A 25340-nucleotide genomic window follows, 5' to 3' on the forward strand; every position below is an offset into this window, starting at 1 on the left:
ATCCCGGCAGGCATTACCCATTCATCTGACTAATTGCGGTTAGAGAACTTTTAGCTGCAAGAAAATGTTTCAGCTAAATAACCGCTTATCAGCCGCGAATGCCCGCCGGGCTTAACGCTTAGGGTGCAGCAGTAACGAAAGACTGTTGTTGCGCTTCGCTGGCCAGGCGTTGCTGCAGCTGGGCCGCCTGCTGACGGCTGCTGAACGGGCCGAGCTGGACGCGATAAACGTTGCCGTTAGCCGCCACTTTGCCCGGCACGCCAAACTGCTGGCTCAGGCTTTGCTGCCAGCTTTGGGCGCGCTCGGCGCTGCTCAGCGCACCGACCTGCACCACATAGCCGCCGGAGGAAGACGCGGCAGCCATGCCGGCAGCCGCGGCGCCGGCCGCGACCGGTGCGGCCACGGCTTCAGGTTCTGATCCTTCCAGCACGCCGGCCGGTACAGCGCTTGGCGCGCCGAGGAAACCGCTGCGGCCGCCGGTTGCGTTGCCGCCGGCGGCTGGCGCGTTGTTGTCGTCGGTGCGCAGGGTGCTGTTATCGATCGGGCGCACCGCCGCGCCGCTGGCGACCGGCACGTCCTGTTGGATCGGGGTGCCCATGCCGCTGGAGCCGAGATCCGGGCGTGCCGGTAGGGCGTAGCTCTGTTTCGCCACGATGGTGCCGATGGTGCCCGGGCCGCTCAGCGTACCGTCCGGCGCCACGTTGATGAAATCGACTTTGACCTTGGTGTTGTTGGACAGGTTGAGGCGATCGGCGGCGGCTTTCGACAGATCGATGATGCGGCCCTTGGTGTAAGGCCCGCGATCGTTGACGCGCACCACCAACTGACGGCCGTTGGCCAGGTTGGTGACACGTACATAGCTAGGGATCGGCAAGGTCGGGTGCGCCGCGGTCAGGCCGTTCGGATCGAACTGCTCGCCCAGGGCGGTGGTATTGCCGTTGGCTTCTTCGCCATACCAGGCCGCCAGGCCGGTCTGCGAGAAGTTCTGCGGATCTTTTACGATGCGGTAAGTATCGCCATTAACCTTATAATCCTGCATGTTATTAGGGTTATAGGGTTCATATTGAGGCTCGACGCCACCGATTTCCACCACCGGGCCGTTGTACGGCTGCTGTGGCGCCTGCTGTTCCGTGGTCGGGGCGGTACAGGCGGAGAGCAATACCGCCGCGACGCCGATCCAAAGCCATTCCTTACGCATTACTCACCTCTTATAAACTTTTAGACAGCATTTTCCGATGCGTGTGGATCGACATGATGATGCCGAAACCGGCCATCAACACTATCAGCGCCGAACCCCCGTAACTGACCAGAGGCAAAGGTACGCCAACTACCGGCAAAATGCCACTGACCATACCGATGTTAACAAAGACATAAACGAACAAAATCAGCATCAAGCCGCCGACCATCACGCGGCCGAAGGTGGTTTGCGCCTTGGCGGCGATCATCAGCCCGCGAATGATCACCAGCAGGTAAAGCGCCAGCAGAACCAACACCCCGATCAGCCCCAGCTCTTCGGCCAACACGGCGAAGATAAAGTCGGTATGGCGTTCCGGCAGGAACTCCAGCTGCGACTGGGTGCCGTGCAGCCAGCCCTTGCCGGACAGGCCGCCGGAGCCGATGGCAATCTTGGATTGAATGATATGGTAGCCGGCGCCGAGCGGGTCGCTTTCCGGATCGAGCAGCATCATCACGCGGTCGCGTTGATAACCGTGCATCAGGAAGAACCACAGCACCGGGATAAAGGCCGCCAGCGCGACGGCGGCGACGGCGATCAGTTTCCAGCTCATGCCCGAAAGGAACAGCACGAACAGGCCGGAGGCGGCGATCAGGATCGAGGTGCCCAGATCCGGCTGCGCGGCCACCAGCAGCGTCGGCAGGAAGATCAGCACCAGGGCGATGGCGGTGTTTTTCAGCGAAGGCGGGCAGACGTCGCGGTTCATAAAGCGCGCTACCATCAGCGGCACGGCGATCTTGGCGATTTCCGACGGCTGGAAGCGCACCACGCCGAGATCCAGCCAGCGCTGCGCGCCTTTACTGATCTGCCCGAAGGCGTCCACCAGGATCAGCAAAATCACGCAGAAGATATACAGATAGGGCGCCCAGCTTTCGTATACGCGCGGCGGGATTTGCGCCATGACGGCCATCACGATCAGCCCCATGACGATCTGCCCGATCTTGCGCTCCATCATGCCGATGTCCTGGCCGCTGGCGCTCCACATCACGAAGGCGCTGTAGACCAGCAGGGCCAGGATCAGCAGCAGGAACGTCGGGTCGATGTGGATTTTGGTCCAGATCGAGCCTTTTTGTTGGCTTTCAGTCATGTTCTACCTTAGTCACCTTCTACGCCAGGCGGCAGTGGGGCCTCGCTTGGCAATTGCGTATTGTTGTCGCCCAGCAGAATATGGTCGAGGATCTGGCGGGTGATGGTGCCCACCGCCGGACCGGCGCCGCCGTTTTCCAGAATGATGGCGACCGACACCGTCGGATTGTTGAACGGCGCGAAGGCGGTCATCAGCTTGTGATCGCGCAGGTGCTCCGCCAGTTTATGGGCGTTGTAAGTTTCGTAGCCGAATACCTGTGCGGTACCCGATTTCGCCGCGGCTTTGTAAGGGGCGTCCGCAAAGTATTTGCGCGCCGTCCCGTTCGGACGGTTGGCCACCCCGTACATGCCGTCTTTGGCGATTTCCCAGAAGCCGGAGTGAATATCGCCGATCTGCGTGTCTTCTTCCTGTTTGAACGGCACCAGCGCGCCGTTGACGCGGGTGCTCTGCAGCAGGTGCGGCGTTTTGACGGTGCCGTCGTTGATCAGGGTGTTCAGCGCCTTGGCCATCTGGATCGGCGTGGCGGTCCAGTAACCCTGGCCGATGCCCACCGGAATGGTGTCGCCCTGATACCACGGCTTTTTATAGCGCTTCAGCTTCCATTCGCGTGTCGGCATCAGGCCGGAGCGCTCTTCGGACAGATCGATGCCGGTGTACTGGCCGTAACCGAATTTGGTCAGCCAGGTCGACAGCCGATCGATCCCCATGTCATAGGCGACCTGATAGAAATAGGTATCTGCGGACTCTTCCAGCGCCTTGGTGACGTTCAGCCGGCCGTGGCCCCATTTTTTCCAGTCGCGGAAGCGTTTTTCCGAGCCGGGCAGCTGCCACCAGCCGGGATCGAACACCACGGTGTTTTTGGTGATCACCCCGGCGCTGAGCGCCGACACCGCGATGTAAGGCTTCACCGTCGACGCGGGCGGGTAAACCCCCTGCGTGGCGCGGTTGATCAGTGGGCGATTCGGATCGTTCAGCAGCCCCTGATAGTCCTTGCTGGAAATGCCGTCCACGAACAGGTTCGGATCGTAACTCGGGTTGGACACCATCGCCAGAATGGCGCCGGTGCGCGGATCGCTCACCACCACCGCGGCGCGGCTGCCTACCAGCAGCTGCTCGATATAGCGCTGCAGGTTGAGATCGAGCGTCAGGTAGACGTCCTGACCGGCGGAAGGCGGCTGCTCGTGCAATTGGCGGATCACCCGGCCGCGGTTGTTGACCTCGACCTCTTCGTAGCCGGTTTTGCCGTGCAGCGTGTCTTCGTAATAGCGTTCGATGCCCAGCTTGCCAATGTCGTGGGTCGCGGCGTAGTTGGCCAGCTTGCCGTCTTTGTCCAGGCGTTCGACGTCGCGGTCGTTGATCTTCGACACGTAGCCGGTGACGTGGGTGAGGGCGGAGCCGTAAGGGTAGTAGCGGCGCTGGTAGCCTTTCACTTCCACGCCGGGGAAGCGGAACTGATTAACCGCAAAGCGGGCGACCTGCACTTCGGTCAGCGCGGTTTTCACCGGAATGGAGACGAAACGGCGCGAACGCTTGCGCTCTTTTTCGAAATTGGTGATGTCGTCGTCGGTCAGGTCGACCACCGTGCGCAGCGCCTGCAGCGTGGCTTTGAGATCGTCAACCTTCTCCGGCATCAGCTCCAGCTGATAAATGGTGCGGTTGAGTGCCAGCGGGGTGCCGTTGCGATCGTAGATAATGCCGCGGCTGGGCGCGATAGGCACCAGCTTGATGCGGTTTTCGTTGGAGCGGGTGCGGTAATCCTCGACGCGGACCACTTGCAGATTATACAGGTTGGCGATCAGGATGCCGGACAGCACCAGGATGACCAAGAACGCCACCAGGGCGCGGCGTACAAACAGGGCGGATTCAGCCGTATAGTCGCGAAAAGGGTTACGTTCTATTTTCATCCCGCTGCTTTATTTCACTCTGTCACGGTCACCACCGGCTATTCCCGGTGGTAAGGATGATTTGTAGTAATACTCCAGGCGCGGTAGAGGCTTTCGGCCACCAGGACGCGCACCAAAGGATGCGGCAATGTCAACGGAGAAAGTGACCAGCTCTGCTCGGCAGCGGCTTTGCAGGCGGGCGCCAACCCTTCCGGGCCGCCGATCAGCAAGCTGACGTTACGGCCATCCTGCTTCCAGCGCTCAAGCTGCTGCGCCAGCTGCGGCGTTTCCCACGGCGTGCCTGGGATATCCAGCGTAACGATGCGGTTGCCTTTGCCCACCGCCGCCAGCATCTGTTCGCCTTCTTTGTCCAGAATGCGCTTGATGTCGGCGTTTTTGCCGCGTTTGCCCGCCGGGATCTCGGTCAGCTCAAACGGCATATCTTTGGGAAAGCGGTGCAGGTAATCCATAAAGCCGGTTTGCACCCAGTCTGGCATTTTGGTGCCGACCGCCACCAATTGCAGTTTCACCGCTTAGCTCCAGAGTTTTTCCAGCTCGTACAGGCGACGGCTCTCTTCCTGCATCACGTGCACGATCACTTCGCCCAGATCGACCACGATCCAGTCGGAGGCTTCCTGGCCTTTCATACCGTACAGCTCCATGCCTGCGGCACGGGATTCCTGCACCACGTGGCTGGCGATCGACATCACGTGGCGAGTCGAGGTGCCGGTGCAGATGATCATGCAATCGGTGATGCTGGATTTGCCCTGGACGTCCAGAGCGATAATGTCTTGGCCTTTCAGGTCATCGATTTTATCGATGACGAAATCTTGGAGCGCTTTACCTTGCAAAGGTTCCCCCTCGGGTGTGTTCTGTTCAGTCGGCTGCGGCGGGCAAAATGCGCGCGCCGCGGCGTAACCGGATAATGGTTTCGGCAGGCTGCCGCTGAAAGCCAGCTAACTGGTGACTGCCCGGCCAGCTAAGGTTTCCGGGGTTTTCAGCGGATACCTGAAAAATAGCGGCGCAGTATATCACGCACCTTTCGCTAGCGATATAAACCCTGCAACTCGATGTAGCGCTGCACCGGGCGTGGCAGCAGGTCGTCGCAGTTAAGGCCCTGATGGCGGCGCTGGCGGATCTCGGTGGCGGAAATTTCCAGCTCCGGCGTATCGGCCAAATAGATATGGCCGTGTGGGCGACGGCTGAGCAGCGCCGGGTCGGCGGTGCGATGGCGTTCCAGCCACTGCTGCAGCTCCGGCGTGTCCATGTGATCGTTATAGCCCGGGCGCGCCAGCACCAGCAGATGGCAGACGTCCAACAGCGCCTGCCAGCGGTGCCATTTATGCAGCGTCAGCAGCGAGTCCTGGCCAATAATAAACGCCAGCGGCTGGGCGGCGCCACGCTCTTTACGAATCGTTTCCAACGTCTCGATGGTGTAGGAGGGGGTGGTGCGGTGCAGTTCGCGATCGTCGACCGCAAACAGCGGGTTGCCGGCGATCGCCAGCTCCACCATCTTCAGGCGCTGCTGCGCATTGGCCTCCGGCTGCGGGCGGTGCGGCGGCACGTGGTTAGGCAGCAGCGTGACGCGATTCAGGCCCACTTCGGCGGCCAACGCTTCCACCGGCCGCAGGTGGCCGTAGTGGATCGGGTCAAAGGTGCCGCCGAACAGCGCGTGCAAAACGGTGGGGTGTTCCGGATTAGTGGGCATCGCTAAAACTCGTGGCCAGGGGTTTGCCGCACAGCAGCATCGACAGGGTTTCCAGTTCCGGCCAGACCGACTGGCCATAGTCCTGCTTGAGGGTCAGCTCGATTTGCGTCAGCAGCTGTACCGCCTGCTGCAGCTGGGGGCCGGACAGGCGTTGCAACGCCTGGGTCACCAGCGGGCGGCGATTCTGCCAGACCTTGTGCTGATCGAACAGCGTGCGCAGCGGCGCGGAAGCCATGCGGCGCTGCAGCGTCAGCAGCAGCAGCAGTTCGCGTTGCAGAGTGCGCAGCAGGATCACCGGCTCCACGTCCTCTTGCTGCAGCTGCTGCAAGATATGCCAGGCGCGCTTGCTTTTGCCGGCCAGCAGGGCATCCAGCCAGTGGAACGGCGTGAAGTGGGCGGCGTCGTTCACCGCCTGTTCGACGCGCGGCAGCGTGAGCTTGCCGTCCGGGTGCAGCAGCGACAGCCGCTCCAGCGCCTGCGACAGCGCCAGCAGGTTGCCTTCGTAGCAGTAGCACAGCAGCTGATTGGCGGCATCGTCCAGCTCCAGCTTCATCGCCTTGGCGCGCGTGGCGACCCAGCGCGGCAGCTGCGCCTGTTCCGGCGTCTGGCAACTGACGAGGGCACCGTGCGGGCTGAGCGCCTTGAACCAGGCGCTGTTTTCCTGCGCTTTGGTGAGGCGAGGGCCGCGCAGGATCAGCAGAATATCCTCGTGCAGCAGCGTGGCGAGTTTGGTCAGCTGTTCGCCGATCGGCGCCGTCGGGCCGTTTTCCGGGAAGATCAGCAGCAGCGTCTGGCGGCTGGCGAACAGGCTCATCGCCTGGCAGATGCCGAAGATGGCGTCCCAGTCGGTATGGGCGTCAAGGGAAATGCTGTAGTGCTCACTGAACTGCTGCTGTTGCGCGGCCTGCCGGAGCAAATCCTGGCTTTCCTGCAGCAACAGCGGTTCATTGCCGCTCAATAAATAACAAGCGCGCAGCCCCTCTCGGAGCTGCGCGGCAAGTTGTTCCGGATAAATGCGGATCATTGTGCGGTTTGGCTTGCCGCTCGTTCGCCGGCGGCAGCGGCTTTCTGCCGGTTCTCTTCTTCCGCCGCATGCACGGTCAGCAGTTTGCGCACCAGCTGTTGCGCCGCCTGCTCACGCATTTCCTGGCGAATGATATCCTGTTCGGAGTCCTTGGCCAGCGCGGTCAGCGGGTTATCGAAGAAGGAACGGAACACTTTCACCGACAGCGGATACAGGTCATGGCCCGGGATCAGCACTTGCGCCTGCACGGTCAGCACCAGCTGGTACTCGGCGGTTTTACCGTCCTGGAAGATAGAAGCGGTATCCTGGCTTTCCGTTGCGCCGACGATGCGCAGGGAAGGCACGTCTTTACGTTTCGGATCGCTGACAATAGTCACTTCGTTAAGACGCAGCTGCTCACGCACCGCGCGCGTCAACGGGCCGTAAGGATCCGAACTGTCCAGGATCAGCGTTTTCATTTCATTCGGCACCTGCGTGGTGCCACGCAGGTGAAAACCGCAGCCGGCGGTGACCAGCACCGCCAACCCCAGCAACAGCGTCAGAATACGTTGTCGCACAACTCCTCCTTGTGTTAACCCACAACCAGGTTAAGCAGTTTGCCCGGAACGTAGATCACTTTGCGAATCGTGACGCCGTCCAGATATTTAGCCACCAGATGCTCTTCGGCAGCGCGCGCGCGCACCTGCTCTTCGGTCGCATCGGCAGATACGGTGATTTTAGCGCGAACCTTGCCGTTCACCTGCACCACCACCAGCTTGGAGTCTTCGACCATCGCTTGTTCGTCGGCAACCGGCCATGGCGCGGTGTCCACGTCGCCTTCGCCGCCCAGCGCCTGCCACAGGGTGAAGCACACGTGCGGGGTGAACGGGTACAGCATGCGAACCACGGCCAGCAGCGCTTCCTGCAGCAGCGCGCGATCCTGCTCGCTCTCCTGCGGCGCGCGGGCCAGTTTGTTCATCAGCTCCATCACGGCGGCGATCGCGGTGTTGAAGGTCTGACGGCGGCCGATATCGTCGGTTACCTTGGCGATGGTTTTGTGCAGATCGCGGCGCAGCGCTTTCTGATCTTCGGTCAGCGCCGCTACGTCCAGCGGCTGTACCGCGCCTTTTTCCACGTGATCGTAGGCCAGTTTCCACACGCGTTTCAGGAAGCGGTTAGCCCCTTCCACGCCGGATTCCTGCCACTCCAGCGTCATTTCTGCCGGTGAAGCGAACATCATGAACAGACGCACGGTGTCCGCGCCGTATTTTTCCACCATCTCCTGCGGGTCGATGCCGTTGTTCTTCGACTTCGACATTTTGCTCATGCCAGCATAGACCAGTTCACGGCCTTGCGGATCGGTAGCCTTGATGATGCGGCCCTTGTCGTCGCGCTCGACGGTGGCGTCAACCGGAGATACCCAGACGCGCTCGCCGCTGTTGCCGGTGTAGTAGAAGGCGTCGGCCAGCACCATGCCCTGACACAGCAGGCGCTTGGCCGGCTCGTCGGAATCCACCAGGCCTGCATCGCGCATCAGCTTGTGGAAGAAGCGGAAGTACATCAGGTGCATGATGGCGTGTTCGATACCGCCGATATATTGATCGACCGGCAGCCAGTAGTTGGCGGCGGCCGGATCCAGCATACCCTGATCATACTGCGGGCAGGTGTAGCGCGCGTAGTACCAGGAAGACTCCATAAAGGTGTCGAAGGTGTCGGTTTCACGCAGCGCCGGCTGGCCGTCGACGGTGGTCTTCGCCCACTCAGGATCGGCCTTGATCGGGCTGGTGATGCCGTCCATGACCACGTCTTCCGGCAGGATCACCGGCAGCTGATCTTCCGGCGTCGGCATCACGGTGCCGTCTTCCAACGTCACCATCGGGATTGGCGCGCCCCAGTAACGCTGACGGGAGACGCCCCAATCGCGCAGACGGTAGTTGACCTTGCGCTGGCCTACGCCCTTGGCGACCAGTTTGTCGGCGATGGCATTGAAGCCCGCTTCATTGTCCAGGCCGTCAAATTCGCCGGAGTTGAACAGCGCGCCTTTGTCGGTCATCGCTTCGGCGCTCACGTCAGGCTGGCTGCCGTCGAGGTTCAGGATCACCGGTTTGATCGGCAAATCGTATTTGGTGGCGAATTCCCAGTCGCGCTGGTCGTGCGCCGGTACCGCCATCACGGCGCCGGTGCCGTATTCCATCAGCACGAAGTTGGCGACCCACACCGGCAGCTGCTCGCCGCTCAACGGGTGGACAACGAACAGGCCGGTCGGCATGCCTTTCTTCTCCATCGTCGCCATTTCGGCTTCGGCAACTTTGGTGTTGCGGCATTCGTCGATGAAGTCGGTCAGCGCCGGGTTATTGCGCGCGCCCTGTTGCGCCAGCGGGTGGCCCGCGGCGACTGCCACGTAGGTGGCGCCCATGAAGGTGTCGGGACGGGTAGTGTAAACCGTCAGCTTCTCTTCGCTGTCCGCCACGTCGAAGGTGATTTCCACGCCTTCGGAGCGGCCAATCCAGTTGCGCTGCATGGTTTTCACCTGCTCTGGCCAGCTTTCAAGCGTGTCCAGATCGTTCAGCAGCTGATCGGCGTAGGCGGTGATTTTGATGAACCACTGCGGGATCTCTTTACGCTCGACCTTGGTGTCGCAGCGCCAGCAGCAGCCGTCGATAACCTGTTCGTTGGCCAGCACGGTCAGATCGTGCGGGCACCAGTTCACCGCCGAGGTCTTCTTGTAGACCAGGCCTTTTTCATACAGCTTGGTGAAGAACCACTGTTCCCAGCGGTAGTATTCCGGCTGGCAGGTGGCGATTTCGCGATCCCAGTCGTAGCCGAAGCCCAGCAGTTTCAGCTGGTTCTTCATGTATTCGATGTTGTCGTAGGTCCACGGGGCCGGTGCGGTGTTGTTTTTCACCGCCGCGCCTTCCGCCGGCAGGCCGAACGCATCCCAGCCGATCGGCTGCAGTACGTTTTTGCCCAGCATGCGCTGATAGCGCGAGATCACGTCGCCGATAGTGTAGTTACGAACGTGGCCCATGTGCAGTCGGCCGGACGGGTAAGGCAGCATGGATAGGCAGTAGTACTTTTCCTTGCTGTCGTCTTCGGTAACTTTGAAAGTCTGCTTCTCTTGCCAGTGAAGCTGTACGTTCGATTCTATGTCTTCTGGACGGTATTGCTCTTGCATGGCGGCCGGTGGTCCTGTAGGTGTAAACCGTTGCCCCGGTCAGAGGCAACGCAATGAACATTTAGTATTCGTAGATCCGCATAGCATAGCTGATAAGACCTCCCGGCAACAACTCCAAGCGCCTGACTCGGCGCATTTAAAAAAAACGCCGCCATGACGCGGCTCACAACCTGCGGATCCCGCGTCTTGCCAAGTGACATCAGTCATTTACGGCTAAAATAAGAACAAGTAGCTTAGGGGTATCCCTACAGCCAAGTCCGGCGCAGCGTTTATCGAGGAGAGTCTATGAACAAGGTTGCTCAGTATTACCGCGAATTGGTGGCATCGCTGACCGAACGCCTGAAAAACGGTGAACGCGATATCGACGAACTGGTGGCCAGCGCGGAGCGGCGGTTGAACGAGGCCGAAGAGCTGACCCGCGACGAAGTGCGGCAGGTGACGCAGGCGGTGCGACGCGATCTGGAAGAGTTCGCCCGCAGCTATCAGGAAAGCCGGGATGAGTTTACCGACAGCGTGTTTATGCGGGTGATCAAAGAGAGCCTGTGGCAAGAGCTGGCGGATATCACCGACAAAACCCAGCTGGAGTGGCGCGAAGTGTTCAAGGATGTCAGCCACCACGGCGTTTACCACAGCGGTGAAGTGGTGGGGCTGGGCAATCTGGTGTGCGAGCAGTGCCACTACCACCTGGCGTTCTACACGCCGGAGGTGTTGCCGCTCTGCCCGAAATGCGGTCACGACCAGTTCCAGCGCCGGCCGTTTGAACCTTGATGACGTTCCCCGCTGCGGCGGGGAACGCTAAGGCCGGCGTTTAACGGAACAGTTTCTTCAGCAGGTTGCTCAGGAAACCGCCGCTGACGGCTACCGTGGCGGCTTGCGCCTGCGCTGGTGCGCTGGCCGCTACGGCGATGCCGGCCGGGATTTTCTGCGCGACCGCGATGCGGCTATCCTGGGCGGCTTTCTCTGCCGCTTCCGGGCCGTAGGCGAAGCCTTCCGCCAGCACGAACTCAACGTCGGTGATGCCGATAAAGCCCAAGAACAGCTTCACGTACGGCGTGATCAGATCCGTCGGCGTGTCGGCGTGGATGCCGCCGCGGCTGGAGATGACGATCGCTTTCTTGCCCGTCACCAGCCCTTCGGCGCCGGCGGAGGTATAGCGGAACGTCTGGCCGGCGCGGGCGATCAGATCGAAGTAGATCTTCAGCTGCGTCGGGATGTTGAAGTTGTACATTGGGGCGCTGATGATCAGCGTGTCGTGCGACTTCAGTTCGGCAATCAGCTCATCGGACAGCGCCAGGGTGCTTTGCTGGTGCGGCGTCAGCGACTTGTCGCCGGCGGTAAAACCGGCCATCACTTCGCCATCCAGCTCCGGCAGGGTCGGGTTGGCCAAATCGCGCACGGTGAATGTGTCTTCAGGGTGAGTTTCACGCCATTGTTCAACAAAAAAATCGACTAATTTTCCAGACTGGGAATATTCACCCAGAATGCTTGATTTCAGGACCAGTACGCGGCTCATTGGCTTATCTCCAGGCGAAGTCTAATCGGTAACGATGTCAGTCGGTGTAAACGCATGGTAGAGGCAAGCCAGGAACAGTGATAGCGCAAAAATTCGCTGAGTTAAATCAAAAAACTTGAATGAGGGGCGCGAGCGCGCCCCGATGGGATCAATAACGCGCTACGCGCTCGGCCAGCAGATCGATAAAGCCTTCGCGGTTGATGCCGGTCAGCACTTCCACGTTGGCCGCGTTGCCGGTTTGCTGGAAATAGTCCACCACCGTCATGCCGACGGTGTATTCCCCTTTGGTTTCCACCCCTACCCAGCGTTCTACGCCGGTAAACAGCTGCGGCGCCAACAGCCAGGCGATGGTGCAGGGATCGTGCATCGCCGCGCCGGGCAGGCCACGCGGATGGCTGAGGTACAGCGGCAGGTAAAAATCGAGCATCTCCGCGACCGCCTGCGCGACCGGATTGTCTATCTGGCGAATGCGCTCAATATCCTGCGGCAACACCAGCGCCTGATGGGTGACGTTCAGCCCGGCCATGGTCAGCGGCACGCCGGATTTCAGCACCATTTCGGCGGCTTCGGGATCGACGAAGATGTTGAACTCCGCGACCGGCGTGGTATTGCCGGCGTTCATGCCGCCGCCCATAAATACGATGCGCTCGATGCGGCTTTTCAGCTCGGCATGCTGGGCCAACAGCAGAGCGATGTTGGTCATTGGGCCGGTCACCACCAGGGTTATCGGCTGCGGGCTGGCGCGCAGCAGGTCGGCGATCAGCTCGACGGCGCCGCGGGGATCGGGTTTGATTGTCGGCGTCGGCAGGTGGGTGTTGCCCATGCCGGTTTTGCCGTGGACATAGTCGGCGATCACCAGTTCGCGCATTAGCGGGCCGCCGGCACCGGCGGCGACCGGTATGTCCTCGCGCTGCATCAGGGTCAACAGACCCAGCGCGTTATGCAGGGTTTTCTCCGGCGTCTGGTTGCCGGCGGAGGTGGTGATGGCTTTGACGTCCAGCTCCGGCGAACGCAGCGCCATAGCCAGCGCGATGGCGTCGTCGAGGCCGGGATCGCAATCGATGATAATAGGGCGGGGCATGTTCTTTCTCCTCTGTTTGTTATCCAGCGAGCATCGGATCAAAACCGGGGAGAAACAAGTGCTTTTAGTGCCGGGCGTTTGCGCGACGGGATAAGGCGTTCAGACACCGCAGAGTTCATGAGCGCTACGTTTCCATTCTTCCACCTCGGTTGGGTGCAAGAAGGAGTAATAGACGGTAGTGCCGTCGGGCAAGATATTTTGCAGTGCCTGCATGCAGTTGGCCTCGCAGGGGCGCAGCTCGATATACACGTTGGTGATCGGCACCTGCTCCTTATCGGCGTCAAAGCGTTCGATGCGCCTTATCGCCGCAACCAGCGCGGCCATTTCGGCATGTAGCTTGACCCAGTTATGGGTGTAGATATCCGGCGGCATCTCCATTTTCATCTGGCTATTGCCAAAGGCATAGCGAGTGCTGCCGCGCAGCTGGTATTCGATGGTGGCGCAACAGGACTCAGGCCCGAAACCCGGTTTTTCAATCAGTTTCTTCTTGTCTTCCAACGTGCGTCGAACAATCGGATAACCGGATTTGATGCTGTACTCCGCTTATACCAGTTGAATCATGCCAGCCTCTCTGGTGGGTGAGTTAATCATCAAAGGTAGGACAGCCTGCAGGATCGCGCGTTATTTACGGTCATCGCGACGGGGAGTTTAAGATAAATCCTAACTTTGTTGAGACGGCAATGAGAGGCATTCAGGCGCATGGGTGCCGAAAAACAAGCGCCCCTTGGGGCGCTTGGGTTTAGGGCACTGCGCGATCAGTGCAGGATCTTGGCCAGGAAGTCCTTGGCGCGCTCGGACTCGGGGTTGTTGAAGAAATCGTCTTTGTTGCGGTCTTCGACGATTTTGCCTTCGTCCATAAATATCACCCGATTCGCCACCTTACGGGCGAAGCCCATTTCGTGGGTCACCACCATCATGGTCATGCCTTCGTTCGCCAGTTCGACCATGACGTCCAGCACTTCGTTGATCATTTCCGGATCGAGCGCCGAGGTCGGTTCATCAAACAGCATGGCGATAGGATCCATGCACAGCGCGCGGGCGATGGCGACGCGCTGCTGCTGGCCGCCGGACAGCTGACCGGGGAACTTGTTGGCATGGGCGGAGAGGCCGACGCGCTCCAGCAGCTTCAGGCCCTTCTCGCGCGAGGCGGTCTTGTCGCGCTTGAGCACTTTCACCTGCGCCAGCGTCAGGTTGTCGATGATAGACAGGTGCGGGAACAGCTCGAAGTGTTGGAACACCATGCCGACCTTGGCACGCAGCTGCGCCAGGTTGGTTTTCTTGTCGTTGACCGGCGTGCCGTTCACCAGGATGTCGCCCTGCTGGATCGGCTCGAGGCCGTTGACGGTTTTGATCAGGGTGGACTTGCCGGAACCTGAAGGACCGCAGACGACGACCACTTCGCCTTTTTTCACTTCGGTGGTGCAATCGGTCAACACCTGAAAGTGACCGTACCACTTAGAAACATTTTTCAGGGATATCATCAAACAGTCCTTTTCTTCAAATAGCTTACCAGCGCCGAGGCGGCGAGGCTGATAACAAAATAGACAAAGCCGGCGAACAGGATCATTTCAACCTGGGTGCCGTCGCGTTCGCCGATGGTCGACGCGGTGCGGAAGAAGTCGGCCAGGCTCAGTACGTAAACCAGCGAGGTATCCTGGAACAGTACGATGCCCTGGGTCAGCAGCAGCGGCACCATGGCGCGAAACGCCTGCGGCAGGATCACCAGCCGCATGGATTGCCAATGGGTCATGCCCAGCGCCAGCGCGGCGGAGGATTGGCCGCGCGAGATGCTGATAATGCCGGCGCGGATGATTTCCGAGTAATAGGCCGCTTCAAACAGGGAAAAGGCTACCATAGCCGAGATCAGGCGAATATCGGTTTTCGGCGATAACCCTAGAACCTGTTGTAATAAGCTTGGAACCACCAGATAGAACCACAGCAGCACCATCACCAGCGGCACCGAGCGGAACAGGTTGACGTACAGGGTGGCGAACCAGCTGATCGGTTTGAACGGCGACAAACGCATCACCGCCAGCACGGTACCCCACAGAATGCCGACCACGATGGCGGTCACGGTGATCTTCAGCGTGATCACCATGCCCTGCAGCAAATAAGGGAAGCTTGGGACGATCGACGCCCAGTCAAATTCGTACATTATTTACTCCCCAGGTTGCCAGGCAACTGCACTTTCTTTTCGACCAGACGCATAAACAGCATGATAACGGCGTTGATGCCGATATAAGCCAGCGTGATGGCGGTAAAGGATTCATAGGCGTGTGCGGAGTAATCCAACAGCTTGCCGGCCTGCGCGGCCATGTCCACCAGCCCGATGGTGGAGGCGATGGCGGAGTTTTTGACCAGGTTGAGCATTTCCGAGGTCATCGGCGGCACGATCACCCGATAGGCGTTCGGCAGCAGCACGTAGCGGTAGGTTTGCGGCAGCGTCAGGCCCATCGCCAGCCCGGCGGCTTTCTGGCCGCGCGGCAGGGACTGAATGGCGGCGCGCACCTGCTCGCATACGCGGGCGGCGGTAAACAGCCCCAGGCAGAGCATGGAGGAGACGAAGAACTGCACGTTGGGATCCAGCTCGCTTTTAAACCAGGTGCCGATATTGGCCGGCAACAGCTCGGGGATCACCAGATACCAGGTAAAGAATTGCACGATCAGCGGCACGTTGCGGAACAGTTCGACGTAACAGGTGCCGAGGGCGGAAAGAAAGCGGTTGGGCACGGTACGCAAGATACCGAACAGCGAACCGACGAAGAAAGCGATAATCCATGCACAGACGGAGAGGGCCACCGTGACCTGAAAGCCGGACCAAATCCAGCCGAGGTAAGTGGTGTTCCCAAACGGGGCCTGCTGCAGGAAGATACCCCAGTTCCAATCTATTGACATAACAAACTCCGGTAAACGGGCGCAGGGCGCCGAAGATTGATGACTTGATGAGCGCCGATCGCCGTGCGGCCAGTCTGGCTGGCTTGTTGTGTGCGGAGATCGGTGATGCGCGTTGGGGAAAATGAGGGAGGGGAACGGCCCCCCTCATACCTGTCTGTCCCAGTCATCAACTGGGCCGGTTTGGCCTGCGGCCGCCCCGGCTCTTGTTCTATTTAGTTCAACGCTTTGTCGTTAGGCTCTTTGAACAGCTGTTTCATGTCGTCCGACAGTTCGAAGTTCATGTTGAGGTTTTTCGGTGGAATAGGCTGCTTGAACCATTTGTCAAACCACTTGGCCGCTTCACCGGAGGTTTGCGCCTGGGCGATGGTGTCATCGACCAGCTTTTTGAACTCAGGATCGTCTTTGCGCAGCATGCAGCCGTAGGCTTCTTTCGACTGCGGCGTGCCGATGATTTCCCACTGATCCGGCTTCTTGGCCTTGGCGCGCTCGCCCGCCAGCAGGGCATCGTCCATCATGAAGGCCACCGCGCGGCCGCTTTCCAGGGTGCGGAAGGAGTCACCGTGGTCTTTGGCGCTGATGATGCGCATGTTCATTTTGTCGCTGTCGTTCAGCTTGTTCAGCAACACTTCGGAGGTGGTGCCGGAGGTGACCACCACCGGTTTACCGGCCAGGTCTTTAAAGTCTTTGATGTCGGAGCCTTTTTTCACCAGCAGACGGGTGCCGACCACGAAAATGGTGTCGGAGAAGGCGGCCTGTTTTTGGCGCTCGAGGTTATTGGTGGTGGAGCCGCACTCGAAGTCATAGGTGCCGTTTTGCAGCAGCGGGATGCGGTTCTGCGAGGTAATCGGCAGCATTTTCACCTGCAGATTCGGTGCATTAAGTTTTTTCTTAACAGCTTCAACGATTTGGTTGGAGTAGTCCTGAGAGTAGCCCACAACTTTTTGTTGGTTGTCGTAGTAGGAAAAGGGCACTGACGATTCGCGGTGGCCGACAACGATCACGCCGTTGTCTTTGATTTTCTTCAGCGTACCGGACAGGTCTTCCGCATGCGCCACGCTACCTGCCATACCGAGCAGCAGTAACGATAACGCCAATTTACGCATTTGCATGGTCCAACTCCTTTGCTGTTGTGGTGGCTCTGACTAAAGAGCGTCAGGTTAAATCGACTATTTATTGCTCAAGTTATAAAGATAGTCTTAGAACGGATAGCCGTTAAAAAATAACCGATTGTGAATACCTTGAAACTAAAATGTTTCATTTTTTGAGACGCCGCGCGCACCAAATCAATGCAACGAAACCCTGACGCCCCCGCGTGGTGCGCTCAATGCACCCAAAATGTGCACAGGTGCGACAAAACGTCAGCAAAAGTAAATCGGCGCGCGATGTCACCATAGTTAAAGCAAGGAGTGTGCCAGCCGCGTTGATTTAACGGCGTTTTCTGACCAAGGAGGGGACAGTGACGAGAACGCGGGGCGCGGCGGGCGCGCCCCGGCGAGAAGGACTATTTGCGGCGCAGGCCCAACATCAGCGCCCAGCCGCCCAGCAGCAGGGTTATCACCCACAGCGGCGTGGCGCCGAAGCGTGCGTAAGGCGTGACGCCGGTGGTCGGCGTGACCTTCACTTCGAGCACCTGACGGGTAAACTGCGGGATCTCGGCGATCACCTCGCCGTTCGCATCCACCGCGGCGGTAACGCCGTTGTTGGTGCTGCGCAGCAGCGGCCGGCCGAGCTCCAGCGCCCGCATGCGCGCCATCTGGAAGTGCTGCCACGGGCCGATAGAGTGGCCGAACCAGGCATCGTTGGAGATGGTCAGCAGGAAATTGGTGTCCGGGCGGAAGTTATCGCGTACCTGCTGGCCCAGGACGATTTCGTAGCAGATGGCCGCCGTCAGGTTGTACCCGCGTACGCTGAGCTGCGGCTGCACGTAGTCGCCGCGGCTGAAGGAGGACATCGGCAGATCGAAGAACGGCGCCAGCGGCCGCAGCAGGGTTTCCAGCGGCACGAACTCGCCGAACGGCACCAGGTGGTGCTTGTTGTAGCGATCCTTGGCCGGGTAGCTGTATGGCGTCGGTTCGCCGAGCACGATGGCGCTGTTGTAGATCTGCTGGCCCTGTGGCGTGGCGCGCACGTCGACGATGCCGGTGATCAGGCTGCTGTTCTTCGCCCGCATCAGGTCGTCCATCATGGTCAGGAAGCCGTTCTGGTTGGCTTCATAATCCGGGATGGCGGACTCCGGCCAGATGACGATCGGCGCCTTGCCCACGTACGGACGGGTTTCGTCCAGATAGGTTTGCAGCGTGCTGACCAGCGCTTTCGGATCCCATTTCATCGACTGGGCGATGTTGCCTTGCACCATGGCGACGTTCACCGCTTTCTCCGGCTGCGGTGTAAACCACTGCAGCTGGCGCAGCGGCCACGGCAACAGCAGCAGCGCGGCAGCGATGACCGCAGCCGACAGGCGGCGCTGATTGACGGCGTACACCAGCAGGCCGGCGATGGCCATCAGCACAAAGGTGATGGCGTCGACGCCCAGCAGCGGCGCGATGCCCTTCAGCGGGCCGTTGATCTGGCTATAGCCGAACTGCAGCCACGGGAAGCCGGTCAGCACCCAGCCGCGCAGGAATTCGGTCACCTGCCACAGCGCCGGCGCGGCGATGGCCAGCCGCCACCAGCGGGTGGCCGGCCACAGGCGCGTCAGCAGCCCGGCGAACAGCCCGGTATACAGCGACAGGTAAGCGGCGAGCAGCACCACCAGGAAGACGTTGACGGCGAAAGGCATGCCGCCGAAATCGGCGATGCTGACATACACCCAGTTGATGCCGCTGCCGAACAGCCCGAAGCCCCAGACAAAGCCGAGCAGGGCAGACTGTTTGGTGGTGCGATTGAGGGTAACGGCCAGCAGGCCGAACAGGGAGACGATGGCCGCGGGCCAGAAGTCGTAGGGCGAGAACGCCAGCGTCCCGCCGGCACCTGACAACAGCGCCAGCAGGGCGCGAACCCGCTGGCGTTCAAGTAATGAGGCTTTAGCCATGTTGGATTTAATCTTCCAGTTTCGGTGGTGGAGAATCGTCCGGAATTTTTACATGAACCTGGATAATACGTCGACTGTCGGCCATGGCAACTTTAAATAGGTAACCTTCGATTTCAATGGTTTCCCCGCGCGCCGGCAGGTGACCGAAGGCCTGCATCACCAGACCGCCGATGGTATCGACCTCGTCGTCGCTGAAATGGGTGCCGAAGGCTTCGTTGAAGTCTTCGATCGGGGCCAGCGCGCGCACGGTGTACATGTGGCGGCTGAGCTGGCGGATATCCAGATCGTCTTCGTCGTCGTATTCGTCTTCGATCTCGCCGACGATCAGTTCCAGAATGTCTTCGATGGTGACCAGGCCGGATACGCCGCCGAATTCGTCAATGACAATCGCCATGTGATAGCGCTGGGAGCGGAACTCTTTCAACATCCGGTCGACGCGCTTGCTTTCCGGCACCACCACCGCGGTGCGCAGCACCTTGTCGATGCTGAACGGCTCGGAGTCTGCGCGCATGAACGGCAGCAGATCCTTGGCCATCAGGATGCCTTCGATGTGATCTTTGTCTTCGCTGATCACCGGGAAGCGCGAGTGGGCGGAGTCGATAATCACGTCCAGGCACTCTTCCAGCGTCTGGTTGCGCTTGAGCGTCACCATCTGGGAGCGGGGGATCATGATGTCGCGCACGCGCTGTTCGGCGATATCCATCACGCCTTCCAGCATGTCGCGGGTATCGGGATCGATCAGGTCGTTTTGTTCGGAATCACGGATCAGCTCGACCAGATCGCCACGGTTTTTGGGTTCGCCGTGGAACAGCTGGTTAAGGATAAGAGTAAAGAACCCCTTCTTGGGACTGGGGCTGTCATTGCTTTGTGAATGGTCGTCGCTCATGGCGTTTTCGTTACTGTCACTCATGTCAGAGTTAAGGGGCGTCAGCGACAGCCCCGCATGGGGGCTGTAGGGTAAACGGCTGACGTCAGACGGGGTCTTTTTCCGCCAGGTACGGATCAGGATAACCCAGTCCGTGCATGATTTCGGTTTCCAAAGACTCCATTTCTTCGGCTTCATCGTCTTCGATGTGGTCATACCCTAGCAGATGAAGACTGCCATGGACAACCATATGCGCCCAGTGGGCCTCCAGCGCCTTGCCTTGCTCAATCGCTTCCTGTTCAACCACCTGGCGGCAGATAATCAGGTCGCCGAGCAGCGGCAGCTCGATGCCCGGCGGGGCCTCGAACGGGAAAGAGAGCACGTTGGTCGGCTTGTCTTTGCCGCGGTAGGTCAGGTTCAGCTCGTGGCTTTCCGCTTCGTCCACCAGACGCACGGTCACCTCGGCCTCTTCCTGAAATTGCGGCAGCACGCCTTCCAGCCAGCGCTGGAAGGTGGCCTCATCCGGCAGGCCGTCGCCGCTTTCACAGGCAATCTGCAGATCCAAAATCACCTGACTCATGGTGTCTCCTGCTCGGAGGCGGCGAGCGCCTCGCGCTTACGTTGTTCGGCAATCGCGTCTTTGCGTTTCTGTTCGGCCGCTTCCCAGGCCTCATAGGCGATGACTACGCGGGCCACCACCGGATGGCGCACCACGTCTTCGCTGTGGAAGAAGTTGAAGCTCAGTTCTTCCACGTCCGACAGCACTTCCACCGCGTGGCGCAGGCCGGATTTCTGGTTGCGCGGCAGGTCGATCTGGGTGACGTCGCCGGTGATGACCGCCTTCGAGTTGAAGCCGATGCGCGTCAGGAACATCTTCATCTGTTCGATGGTGGTGTTCTGGCTCTCATCCAGAATGATAAAGGCGTCGTTCAGCGTACGGCCGCGCATATAGGCCAGCGGCGCGACTTCGATCACGTTGCGCTCGATGAGCTTCTCCACGCGCTCGAAGCCCAGCATCTCGAACAGGGCGTCGTACAGCGGGCGCAGGTAAGGATCGACCTTCTGGCTCAGATCGCCGGGCAGGAAGCCCAGTTTTTCGCCGGCTTCGACCGCAGGGCGGGTCAGCAAAATGCGGCGAATTTCCTGGCGCTCCAGCGCATCCACCGCGGCGGCGACCGCCAGGTAGGTTTTGCCGGTGCCCGCCGGGCCGATGCCGAAGGTGATGTCGTGATCGAGAATGTTGGCGATGTACTGCGCCTGGTTAGGCGTACGCGGTTTCACCATGCCGCGCTTGGTTTTAATGGTGACCGCCTTGCCATAATCCGGCACGCTGTCGGCCACCTGTTCCAACACCCGGCTCTCTTTGATAGCCAGGTGGATTTGCTCTGGGTCGATATCCGGGATCACGCCGCGAATCGGCGCGGTATCCACGTACAGATGGCGCAGGATATCGGCGGCGGCAACCACGCACAGGTTTTTGCCGACCAGCTTGAAACGGTTGTCGCGGCGATTGATTTCAATGCCCAATCGGCGCTCGAGTTGCTTGATGTTGTCATCAAACGGGCCGCACAGGCTGAGCAAACGCTGGTTGTCTGCGGGCTCTAACAAAATTTCTTGTGTTGCGACGTTCAAACTATTCCTCTAGGTCACATCGGGCCTGGTTGATGTCACATAGCGCGTTCGGGACGCGCGCGTTCAGGACGAGCCTGAATACTCTCTTTCTTGAATTATTCATGGTGCGCCGCAACGGCGCAAGTTTACCGCTGATCTATCTGTGCGCCATCGGCGGAATTCAAGGGAAGATAAGGAAAAAACGCGGCGGGGCGCAAAGCCCGCCGCGTCATCACAGAACAAGGCCGCCGTGAATCAGTTCTTTTTCACGAACTCGGATTTCAGCTTCATCGGGCCGAAGCCGTCGATTTTGCAGTCGATGTTGTGATCGCCTTCGACCAGGCGAATGTTTTTCACCTTGGTGCCGATCTTCAGCATCGAGGAGCTGCCTTTGACCTTCAGGTCTTTGATCACGGTGACCGCATCGCCGTCCGCCAGCAGATTGCCGTTGGCGTCTTTGACGATCAGCGCGTCCTGATCTTCCGCCGGGGCGCTGTCGCTCCACTCGTGGGCGCACTCAGGGCAGATGAACAGGGCATTGTCCTGGTAGGTGTATTCGGAGTTGCACTTCGGGCAGTGTGGGAGTTGCATGTTATGTCGCCTCTTCAACAATAAAAAAATAAAAAAGAAAATCACCGGGCGCGGGCGCCCGGCGGAGAAACGGTAAGGAGTAGCGCGAATGGGCGGCGATAAGGCGGCCGCCGCGGCGTCAGGGCTGGTAAATGCCGACGCCCAGCGCGTTTTCTTTGCGGGTACGGGCGATCACCGACTGCGGGGATTCATGTACGCGCAGATCCATCTGCTGTTCGGTGCGCACCACTGCGCCACGCAGGGTGTTGGTCAGCACCTCGGTAATTTCCACGTCGACGAACTGGCCGATCATGTCGGGCGTGCCCTCGAAGTTTACCACACGGTTGCACTCCGTGCGCCCGGCCAGCTCCATCACGCTTTTGCGCGAGGTGCCCTCCACCAGAATGCGCTGGACGGTGCCGAGCATGCGGCGGCTGAACTGCAGCGCCTGCTGGTTGATGCGATCCTGCAGAATATACAGCCGCTGTTTTTTCTCTTCTTCGCTGACGTCGTCGACCATGTCCGCCGCCGGGGTGCCCGGGCGCGACGAATAGATGAAGCTGAAGCTGACGTCGAAATTGACGTCGGCGATCAGGTTCATGGTCTGTTCGAAGTCGGCCTGGCTTTCGCCCGGGAAACCGACGATGAAATCGGAGCTGAGCTGAATGGCCGGCCGCGCCTTGCGCAGCTTGCGGATAATCGCCTTGTACTCCAGCGCGGTGTGCGCGCGTTTCATCATGGTCAGGATGCGATCCGAACCGCTCTGCACCGGCAGATGCAGGAAGCTGACCAGCTCCGGCGTGTCTTCGTACACCGCGATGATGTCATCGGTGAACTCGATAGGGTGGCTGGTGGTGAAGCGAATGCGATCGATGCCGTCGATGGCTGCCACCAGGCGCAGCAGTTCGGCGAACGAACAGATCTCGCCGTCATGCGTGGCGCCGCGGTAAGCGTTGACGTTTTGGCCGAGCAGGTTGACCTCGCGCACGCCCTGCGCCGCCAGTTGGGCGATTTCGAACAGCACGTCGTCGCTCGGGCGGCTCACTTCTTCACCGCGGGTGTAAGGCACCACGCAGAAGGTGCAGTATTTGTTGCAGCCTTCCATGATCGACACGAATGCGGTCGGGCCTTCGGCGCGCGGTTCCGGCAGACGGTCGAATTTTTCGATCTCCGGGAAGCTGATGTCGACCACCGGGCTGCGGGTGCCCTGAACGTGATTGATCATTTCCGGCAGGCGGTGCAGGGTCTGCGGGCCGAATACCACGTCGACGCAGGGCGCGCGGCTGCGGATCAGTTCGCCTTCTTGCGAGGCCACGCAACCGCCGACGCCGATGATGACAGACGGGTTCTTTTCTTTCAGCAAGCGCCAGCGCCCCAGCATGGCGAAAACTTTCTCCTGCGCTTTTTCACGGATCGAGCAGGTGTTCAGCAGCAGCACGTCCGCCTCTTCGGCGTTTTCGGTCCACTCGAAGCCGTGCGTGCTGTTCAACAGGTCGGCCATTTTCGATGAATCATACTCATTCATCTGGCAGCCCCAGGTTTTGATATGTAGTTTTTTCGTCATTGACTTGCCATTACTCAGTGCGGAGCGAAAGTTGCGTTACGCGACATGCAGGGCGCGTATTGTAATCATTTGCCGCCGTTGTGACCAGCGCGGGGGAAAATGGCACGCGACCTGAAGCCGGAGCGAAAATCCGGTACACTGCGCAAAACGCCATGCCGGGTGGGATGGCGAGCATTCACACAGAAAACATAGCCAATATGAAGACATCTCAAAATCGGTATGACGCGGTGGTGGTGGGCGGCGGCATGGTCGGCGCGGCGGCGGCCCTGGGGCTGGCGCAGGCGGGCTGGTCGGTGGCGTTGCTGGAACATCAGGCGCCGCAGGCGTTCGAGGCGCAAAGCCCGCCGGATCTGCGCATTTCCGCTATCGGCTGCACCTCGGTGGGGCTGCTGAAACAGCTCGGCGCCTGGCAGGCCGTGACGGCGATGCGCACGGCGCCGTATCGCCGGCTGGAGACCTGGGAATGGGCGTCGTCGCGCGTGGCGTTCGACGCGGTGTCCCTGGGGCTGCCCGAGCTGGGCTTTATGGTGGAAAACCGCATTCTGCAGTTGGCGCTGTGGCAGCAGTTCGCGCAGTGCGCCAACCTGACGCTGCTGTGCCCCGCCAGGCTGCAATCGCTGCAGCGGGCGGACAATGCCTGGCAGCTGACGCTGGACGGCGGCGAGACGCTGCAGGCGCGCCTGGTTGTCGGCGCCGACGGCGCCAACTCGCAGGTGCGCAAGCTGGCGGCGATCGGCACCAACGGCTGGCAGTATCGTCAGGCGTGCATGTTGATCACCGTCGATACCGGCGCGCCGCAGCAGGATGTGACCTGGCAGCGTTTCTTCCCGTCCGGGCCACGCGCCTTCCTGCCGCTGTACGACAGCTGGGCGTCGCTGGTGTGGTATGACAGCCCGCAGCGCATTCGCCAGCTGCAGGCGATGCCGCCGGCGCAGCTGGAGCGTGAGATCGCCGCCGCTTTCCCGGCGCGACTGGGCCCGGTCAAGGTGCACGCCGCCGGTTCGTTCCCGCTGACGCGGCGTCATGCGCAGCGCTACGTGATGCCGGGGCTGGCACTGCTGGGGGATGCGGCACATACCATCAACCCGCTGGCGGGGCAGGGCGTCAATCTGGGGTATCGCGACGTGGATGCCTTGCTGAACGTATTGAGCGATGCGCGGGAGCAGGGAGAGGACTGGAGCAGCGAGGCGGTACTGCTGCGTTATCAGCGCCGCCGCCGTACCGACAATCTGCTGATGCAGAGCGGGATGGATCTGTTCTATACCGCTTTCAGCAATAACCTGGCGCCGCTGAACGTGGCGCGCAATCTGGCGCTGATGGCCGCGCAGCGGGCGGGCAAGCTGAAAGAGCATGCGTTGAAGTACGCGTTGGGATTGTAACCGACAGGGCTCAGCTGCGGCTGGGCCCGTTAGGATTGGCTGAACGCCAGACAGCAAAAAGCCCGCCGAAGCGGGCTTTTCTAAATATGGCTGGGGTGCCAGGATTCGAACCTGGGTATGCTGGTATCAGAAACCAGAGCCTTACCGCTTGGCGACACCCCAATTATGGTGGCTACGACGGGATTTGAACCTGTGACCCCATCATTATGAGTGATGTGCTCTAACCAGCTGAGCTACGTAGCCGATGTTACTTTTTACTTCTTTGATTTGCAAGCAGTTTGTTATGGCTGGGGTACCTGGATTCGAACCAGGGAATGCCGGTATCAAAAACCGGTGCCTTACCGCTTGGCGATACCCCACCTGCAAACAAATCTTATGTTGAAACCCCATTCTCGAAAGAATATGGCTGGGGTACCTGGATTCGAACCAGGGAATGCCGGTATCAAAAACCGGTGCCTTACCGCTTGGCGATACCCCATCAACATACTGCGCCGACGATGAAGAGAAATGGTGCGGGAGGCGAGACTTGAACTCGCACACCTTGCGGCGCCAGAACCTAAATCTGGTGCGTCTACCAATTTCGCCACTCCCGCAATGCAAAAAAGAGATGGTGGCTACGACGGGATTCGAACCTGTGACCCCATCATTATGAGTGATGTGCTCTAACCAACTGAGCTACGTAGCCCTCTTTTTTTGCTTTGCCTTCATCGGCGTTGCGGGGCGCATTATGCGTATATGACC

The 25340-nt window shown here is 60.0% G+C and carries 24 protein-coding genes and 6 tRNA genes; 2 read left to right on the plus strand and 28 right to left on the minus strand.

Going from position 1 to position 25340, the window contains the following annotated elements; genetic code table 11:
* Positions 1 to 118: 118 nt before the first annotated feature.
* The 9 genes from rlpA to leuS form a co-directional block, all read right to left on the minus strand.
* A complete protein-coding gene (rlpA, locus tag EKL15_RS08650; RefSeq protein WP_060423563.1) occupies positions 119 to 1198 on the minus strand; it encodes an endolytic peptidoglycan transglycosylase RlpA in 1080 nt (359 codons plus the stop codon).
* 10 nt (positions 1199 to 1208) lie between these two features.
* Positions 1209 to 2321, minus strand: a complete 1113-nt coding sequence (gene mrdB / locus EKL15_RS08655) for a peptidoglycan glycosyltransferase MrdB (RefSeq protein ID WP_004940006.1) — start codon at positions 2319 to 2321, stop codon at positions 1209 to 1211.
* Between the two features lie 8 nt (positions 2322 to 2329).
* A complete protein-coding gene (mrdA, locus tag EKL15_RS08660) occupies positions 2330 to 4225 on the minus strand; it encodes a peptidoglycan DD-transpeptidase MrdA (RefSeq protein ID WP_060423566.1) in 1896 nt (631 codons plus the stop codon).
* Between the two features lie 38 nt (positions 4226 to 4263).
* The gene (rlmH, locus tag EKL15_RS08665; protein ID WP_004940002.1) at positions 4264 to 4734 is read right to left on the minus strand and encodes a 23S rRNA (pseudouridine(1915)-N(3))-methyltransferase RlmH; all 471 of its coding nucleotides are present in this window, start codon (positions 4732 to 4734) and stop codon (positions 4264 to 4266) included.
* A 3-nt stretch (positions 4735 to 4737) separates the two neighbouring features.
* Complete coding sequence (gene rsfS, locus EKL15_RS08670; RefSeq protein ID WP_016928774.1) at positions 4738 to 5055, minus strand: ribosome silencing factor; 318 nt, start codon at positions 5053 to 5055, stop codon at positions 4738 to 4740.
* 194 nt (positions 5056 to 5249) lie between these two features.
* Positions 5250 to 5912 (minus strand): nicotinate-nucleotide adenylyltransferase, encoded by a 663-nt coding sequence (nadD, locus tag EKL15_RS08675; protein WP_203089254.1) that lies wholly within the window; start codon positions 5910 to 5912, stop codon positions 5250 to 5252.
* Positions 5902 to 6936: a DNA polymerase III subunit delta gene (gene holA, locus EKL15_RS08680; protein WP_055316089.1), complete on the minus strand. Its 1035-nt coding sequence runs from the start codon at positions 6934 to 6936 to the stop codon at positions 5902 to 5904. The genes nadD and holA overlap by 11 nt, the downstream gene beginning before the upstream one ends.
* Positions 6933 to 7493: an LPS assembly lipoprotein LptE gene (gene lptE / locus EKL15_RS08685; RefSeq protein WP_060423573.1), complete on the minus strand. Its 561-nt coding sequence runs from the start codon at positions 7491 to 7493 to the stop codon at positions 6933 to 6935. Before lptE ends, holA begins: the two co-directional genes overlap by 4 nt.
* A 14-nt stretch (positions 7494 to 7507) precedes the next feature.
* Positions 7508 to 10090: a leucine--tRNA ligase gene (gene leuS, locus EKL15_RS08690; RefSeq protein WP_100396180.1), complete on the minus strand. Its 2583-nt coding sequence runs from the start codon at positions 10088 to 10090 to the stop codon at positions 7508 to 7510.
* Positions 10091 to 10375: 285 nt separating this feature from the next.
* Between leuS and EKL15_RS08695 the strand changes: the two genes are divergently transcribed.
* Positions 10376 to 10858: a zinc ribbon-containing protein gene (locus EKL15_RS08695; RefSeq protein ID WP_203089256.1), complete on the plus strand. Its 483-nt coding sequence runs from the start codon at positions 10376 to 10378 to the stop codon at positions 10856 to 10858.
* A 40-nt stretch (positions 10859 to 10898) separates the two neighbouring features.
* On the opposite strand, the gene EKL15_RS08700 is transcribed toward EKL15_RS08695, so the two are convergent.
* The 13 genes from EKL15_RS08700 to miaB form a co-directional block, all read right to left on the minus strand.
* The gene (locus EKL15_RS08700) at positions 10899 to 11603 is read right to left on the minus strand and encodes an FMN-dependent NADH-azoreductase (protein WP_203089258.1); all 705 of its coding nucleotides are present in this window, start codon (positions 11601 to 11603) and stop codon (positions 10899 to 10901) included.
* A 148-nt stretch (positions 11604 to 11751) separates the two neighbouring features.
* Entirely contained in the window at positions 11752 to 12684 is a 933-nt protein-coding gene (rihA, locus tag EKL15_RS08705; RefSeq protein ID WP_038877458.1) for a pyrimidine-specific ribonucleoside hydrolase RihA, read from the minus strand.
* A 99-nt stretch (positions 12685 to 12783) separates the two neighbouring features.
* A complete protein-coding gene (locus tag EKL15_RS08710) occupies positions 12784 to 13182 on the minus strand; it encodes a hypothetical protein (RefSeq protein ID WP_238423670.1) in 399 nt (132 codons plus the stop codon).
* 257 nt (positions 13183 to 13439) lie between these two features.
* Positions 13440 to 14165, minus strand: coding sequence for an amino acid ABC transporter ATP-binding protein (locus EKL15_RS08715; protein WP_019454076.1), 726 nt, complete (start codon positions 14163 to 14165; stop codon positions 13440 to 13442).
* Complete coding sequence (gltK, locus tag EKL15_RS08720; protein WP_004939982.1) at positions 14165 to 14839, minus strand: glutamate/aspartate ABC transporter permease GltK; 675 nt, start codon at positions 14837 to 14839, stop codon at positions 14165 to 14167. Before gltK ends, EKL15_RS08715 begins: the two co-directional genes overlap by 1 nt.
* A complete protein-coding gene (locus EKL15_RS08725) occupies positions 14839 to 15579 on the minus strand; it encodes an amino acid ABC transporter permease (protein WP_019454074.1) in 741 nt (246 codons plus the stop codon). Before EKL15_RS08725 ends, gltK begins: the two co-directional genes overlap by 1 nt.
* A 212-nt stretch (positions 15580 to 15791) precedes the next feature.
* Positions 15792 to 16688 (minus strand): amino acid ABC transporter substrate-binding protein, encoded by an 897-nt coding sequence (locus EKL15_RS08730; RefSeq protein ID WP_038877465.1) that lies wholly within the window; start codon positions 16686 to 16688, stop codon positions 15792 to 15794.
* 392 nt (positions 16689 to 17080) lie between these two features.
* A complete protein-coding gene (lnt, locus tag EKL15_RS08735; protein ID WP_060440520.1) occupies positions 17081 to 18610 on the minus strand; it encodes an apolipoprotein N-acyltransferase in 1530 nt (509 codons plus the stop codon).
* A gap of 7 nt (positions 18611 to 18617) precedes the next feature.
* Positions 18618 to 19496: a CNNM family magnesium/cobalt transport protein CorC gene (corC, locus tag EKL15_RS08740; RefSeq protein ID WP_004939973.1), complete on the minus strand. Its 879-nt coding sequence runs from the start codon at positions 19494 to 19496 to the stop codon at positions 18618 to 18620.
* Positions 19497 to 19581: 85 nt separating this feature from the next.
* Positions 19582 to 20055 carry an rRNA maturation RNase YbeY gene (gene ybeY / locus EKL15_RS08745; protein ID WP_033637441.1) on the minus strand — a complete coding sequence of 158 codons (474 nt, stop codon included), beginning with the start codon at positions 20053 to 20055 and terminating at the stop codon, positions 19582 to 19584.
* Positions 20052 to 21107: a PhoH family protein gene (locus EKL15_RS08750; RefSeq protein ID WP_004939969.1), complete on the minus strand. Its 1056-nt coding sequence runs from the start codon at positions 21105 to 21107 to the stop codon at positions 20052 to 20054. Before EKL15_RS08750 ends, ybeY begins: the two co-directional genes overlap by 4 nt.
* Positions 21108 to 21341: 234 nt before the next feature.
* Positions 21342 to 21677, minus strand: coding sequence for a zinc ribbon domain-containing protein YjdM (locus EKL15_RS08755; protein ID WP_004939967.1), 336 nt, complete (start codon positions 21675 to 21677; stop codon positions 21342 to 21344).
* Positions 21678 to 21795: 118 nt separating this feature from the next.
* Positions 21796 to 23220: a tRNA (N6-isopentenyl adenosine(37)-C2)-methylthiotransferase MiaB gene (gene miaB, locus EKL15_RS08760; protein ID WP_038877474.1), complete on the minus strand. Its 1425-nt coding sequence runs from the start codon at positions 23218 to 23220 to the stop codon at positions 21796 to 21798.
* A gap of 197 nt (positions 23221 to 23417) precedes the next feature.
* Between miaB and ubiF the strand changes: the two genes are divergently transcribed.
* Positions 23418 to 24599: a 3-demethoxyubiquinol 3-hydroxylase gene (ubiF, locus tag EKL15_RS08765; protein ID WP_203089260.1), complete on the plus strand. Its 1182-nt coding sequence runs from the start codon at positions 23418 to 23420 to the stop codon at positions 24597 to 24599.
* Positions 24600 to 24686: 87 nt separating this feature from the next.
* Here ubiF and EKL15_RS08770 read toward each other — a convergent pair.
* The 6 genes from EKL15_RS08770 to EKL15_RS08795 form a co-directional block, all read right to left on the minus strand.
* Positions 24687 to 24761: transfer RNA gene (locus tag EKL15_RS08770), tRNA-Gln, on the minus strand.
* 4 nt (positions 24762 to 24765) lie between these two features.
* Positions 24766 to 24842 (minus strand) — tRNA-Met (locus tag EKL15_RS08775).
* A gap of 41 nt (positions 24843 to 24883) precedes the next feature.
* A tRNA-Gln gene (locus EKL15_RS08780) sits at positions 24884 to 24958 on the minus strand.
* Positions 24959 to 25002: 44 nt separating this feature from the next.
* Positions 25003 to 25077: transfer RNA gene (locus tag EKL15_RS08785), tRNA-Gln, on the minus strand.
* 30 nt (positions 25078 to 25107) lie between these two features.
* Positions 25108 to 25192, minus strand: a tRNA-Leu gene (locus EKL15_RS08790).
* A 15-nt stretch (positions 25193 to 25207) separates the two neighbouring features.
* A tRNA-Met gene (locus tag EKL15_RS08795) sits at positions 25208 to 25284 on the minus strand.
* Positions 25285 to 25340 lie beyond the last annotated feature (56 nt).

The organism is Serratia sp. 4542, assembly GCF_016805595.1.
Taxonomy (GTDB): Bacteria; Pseudomonadota; Gammaproteobacteria; order Enterobacterales; family Enterobacteriaceae; genus Serratia; species Serratia nevei.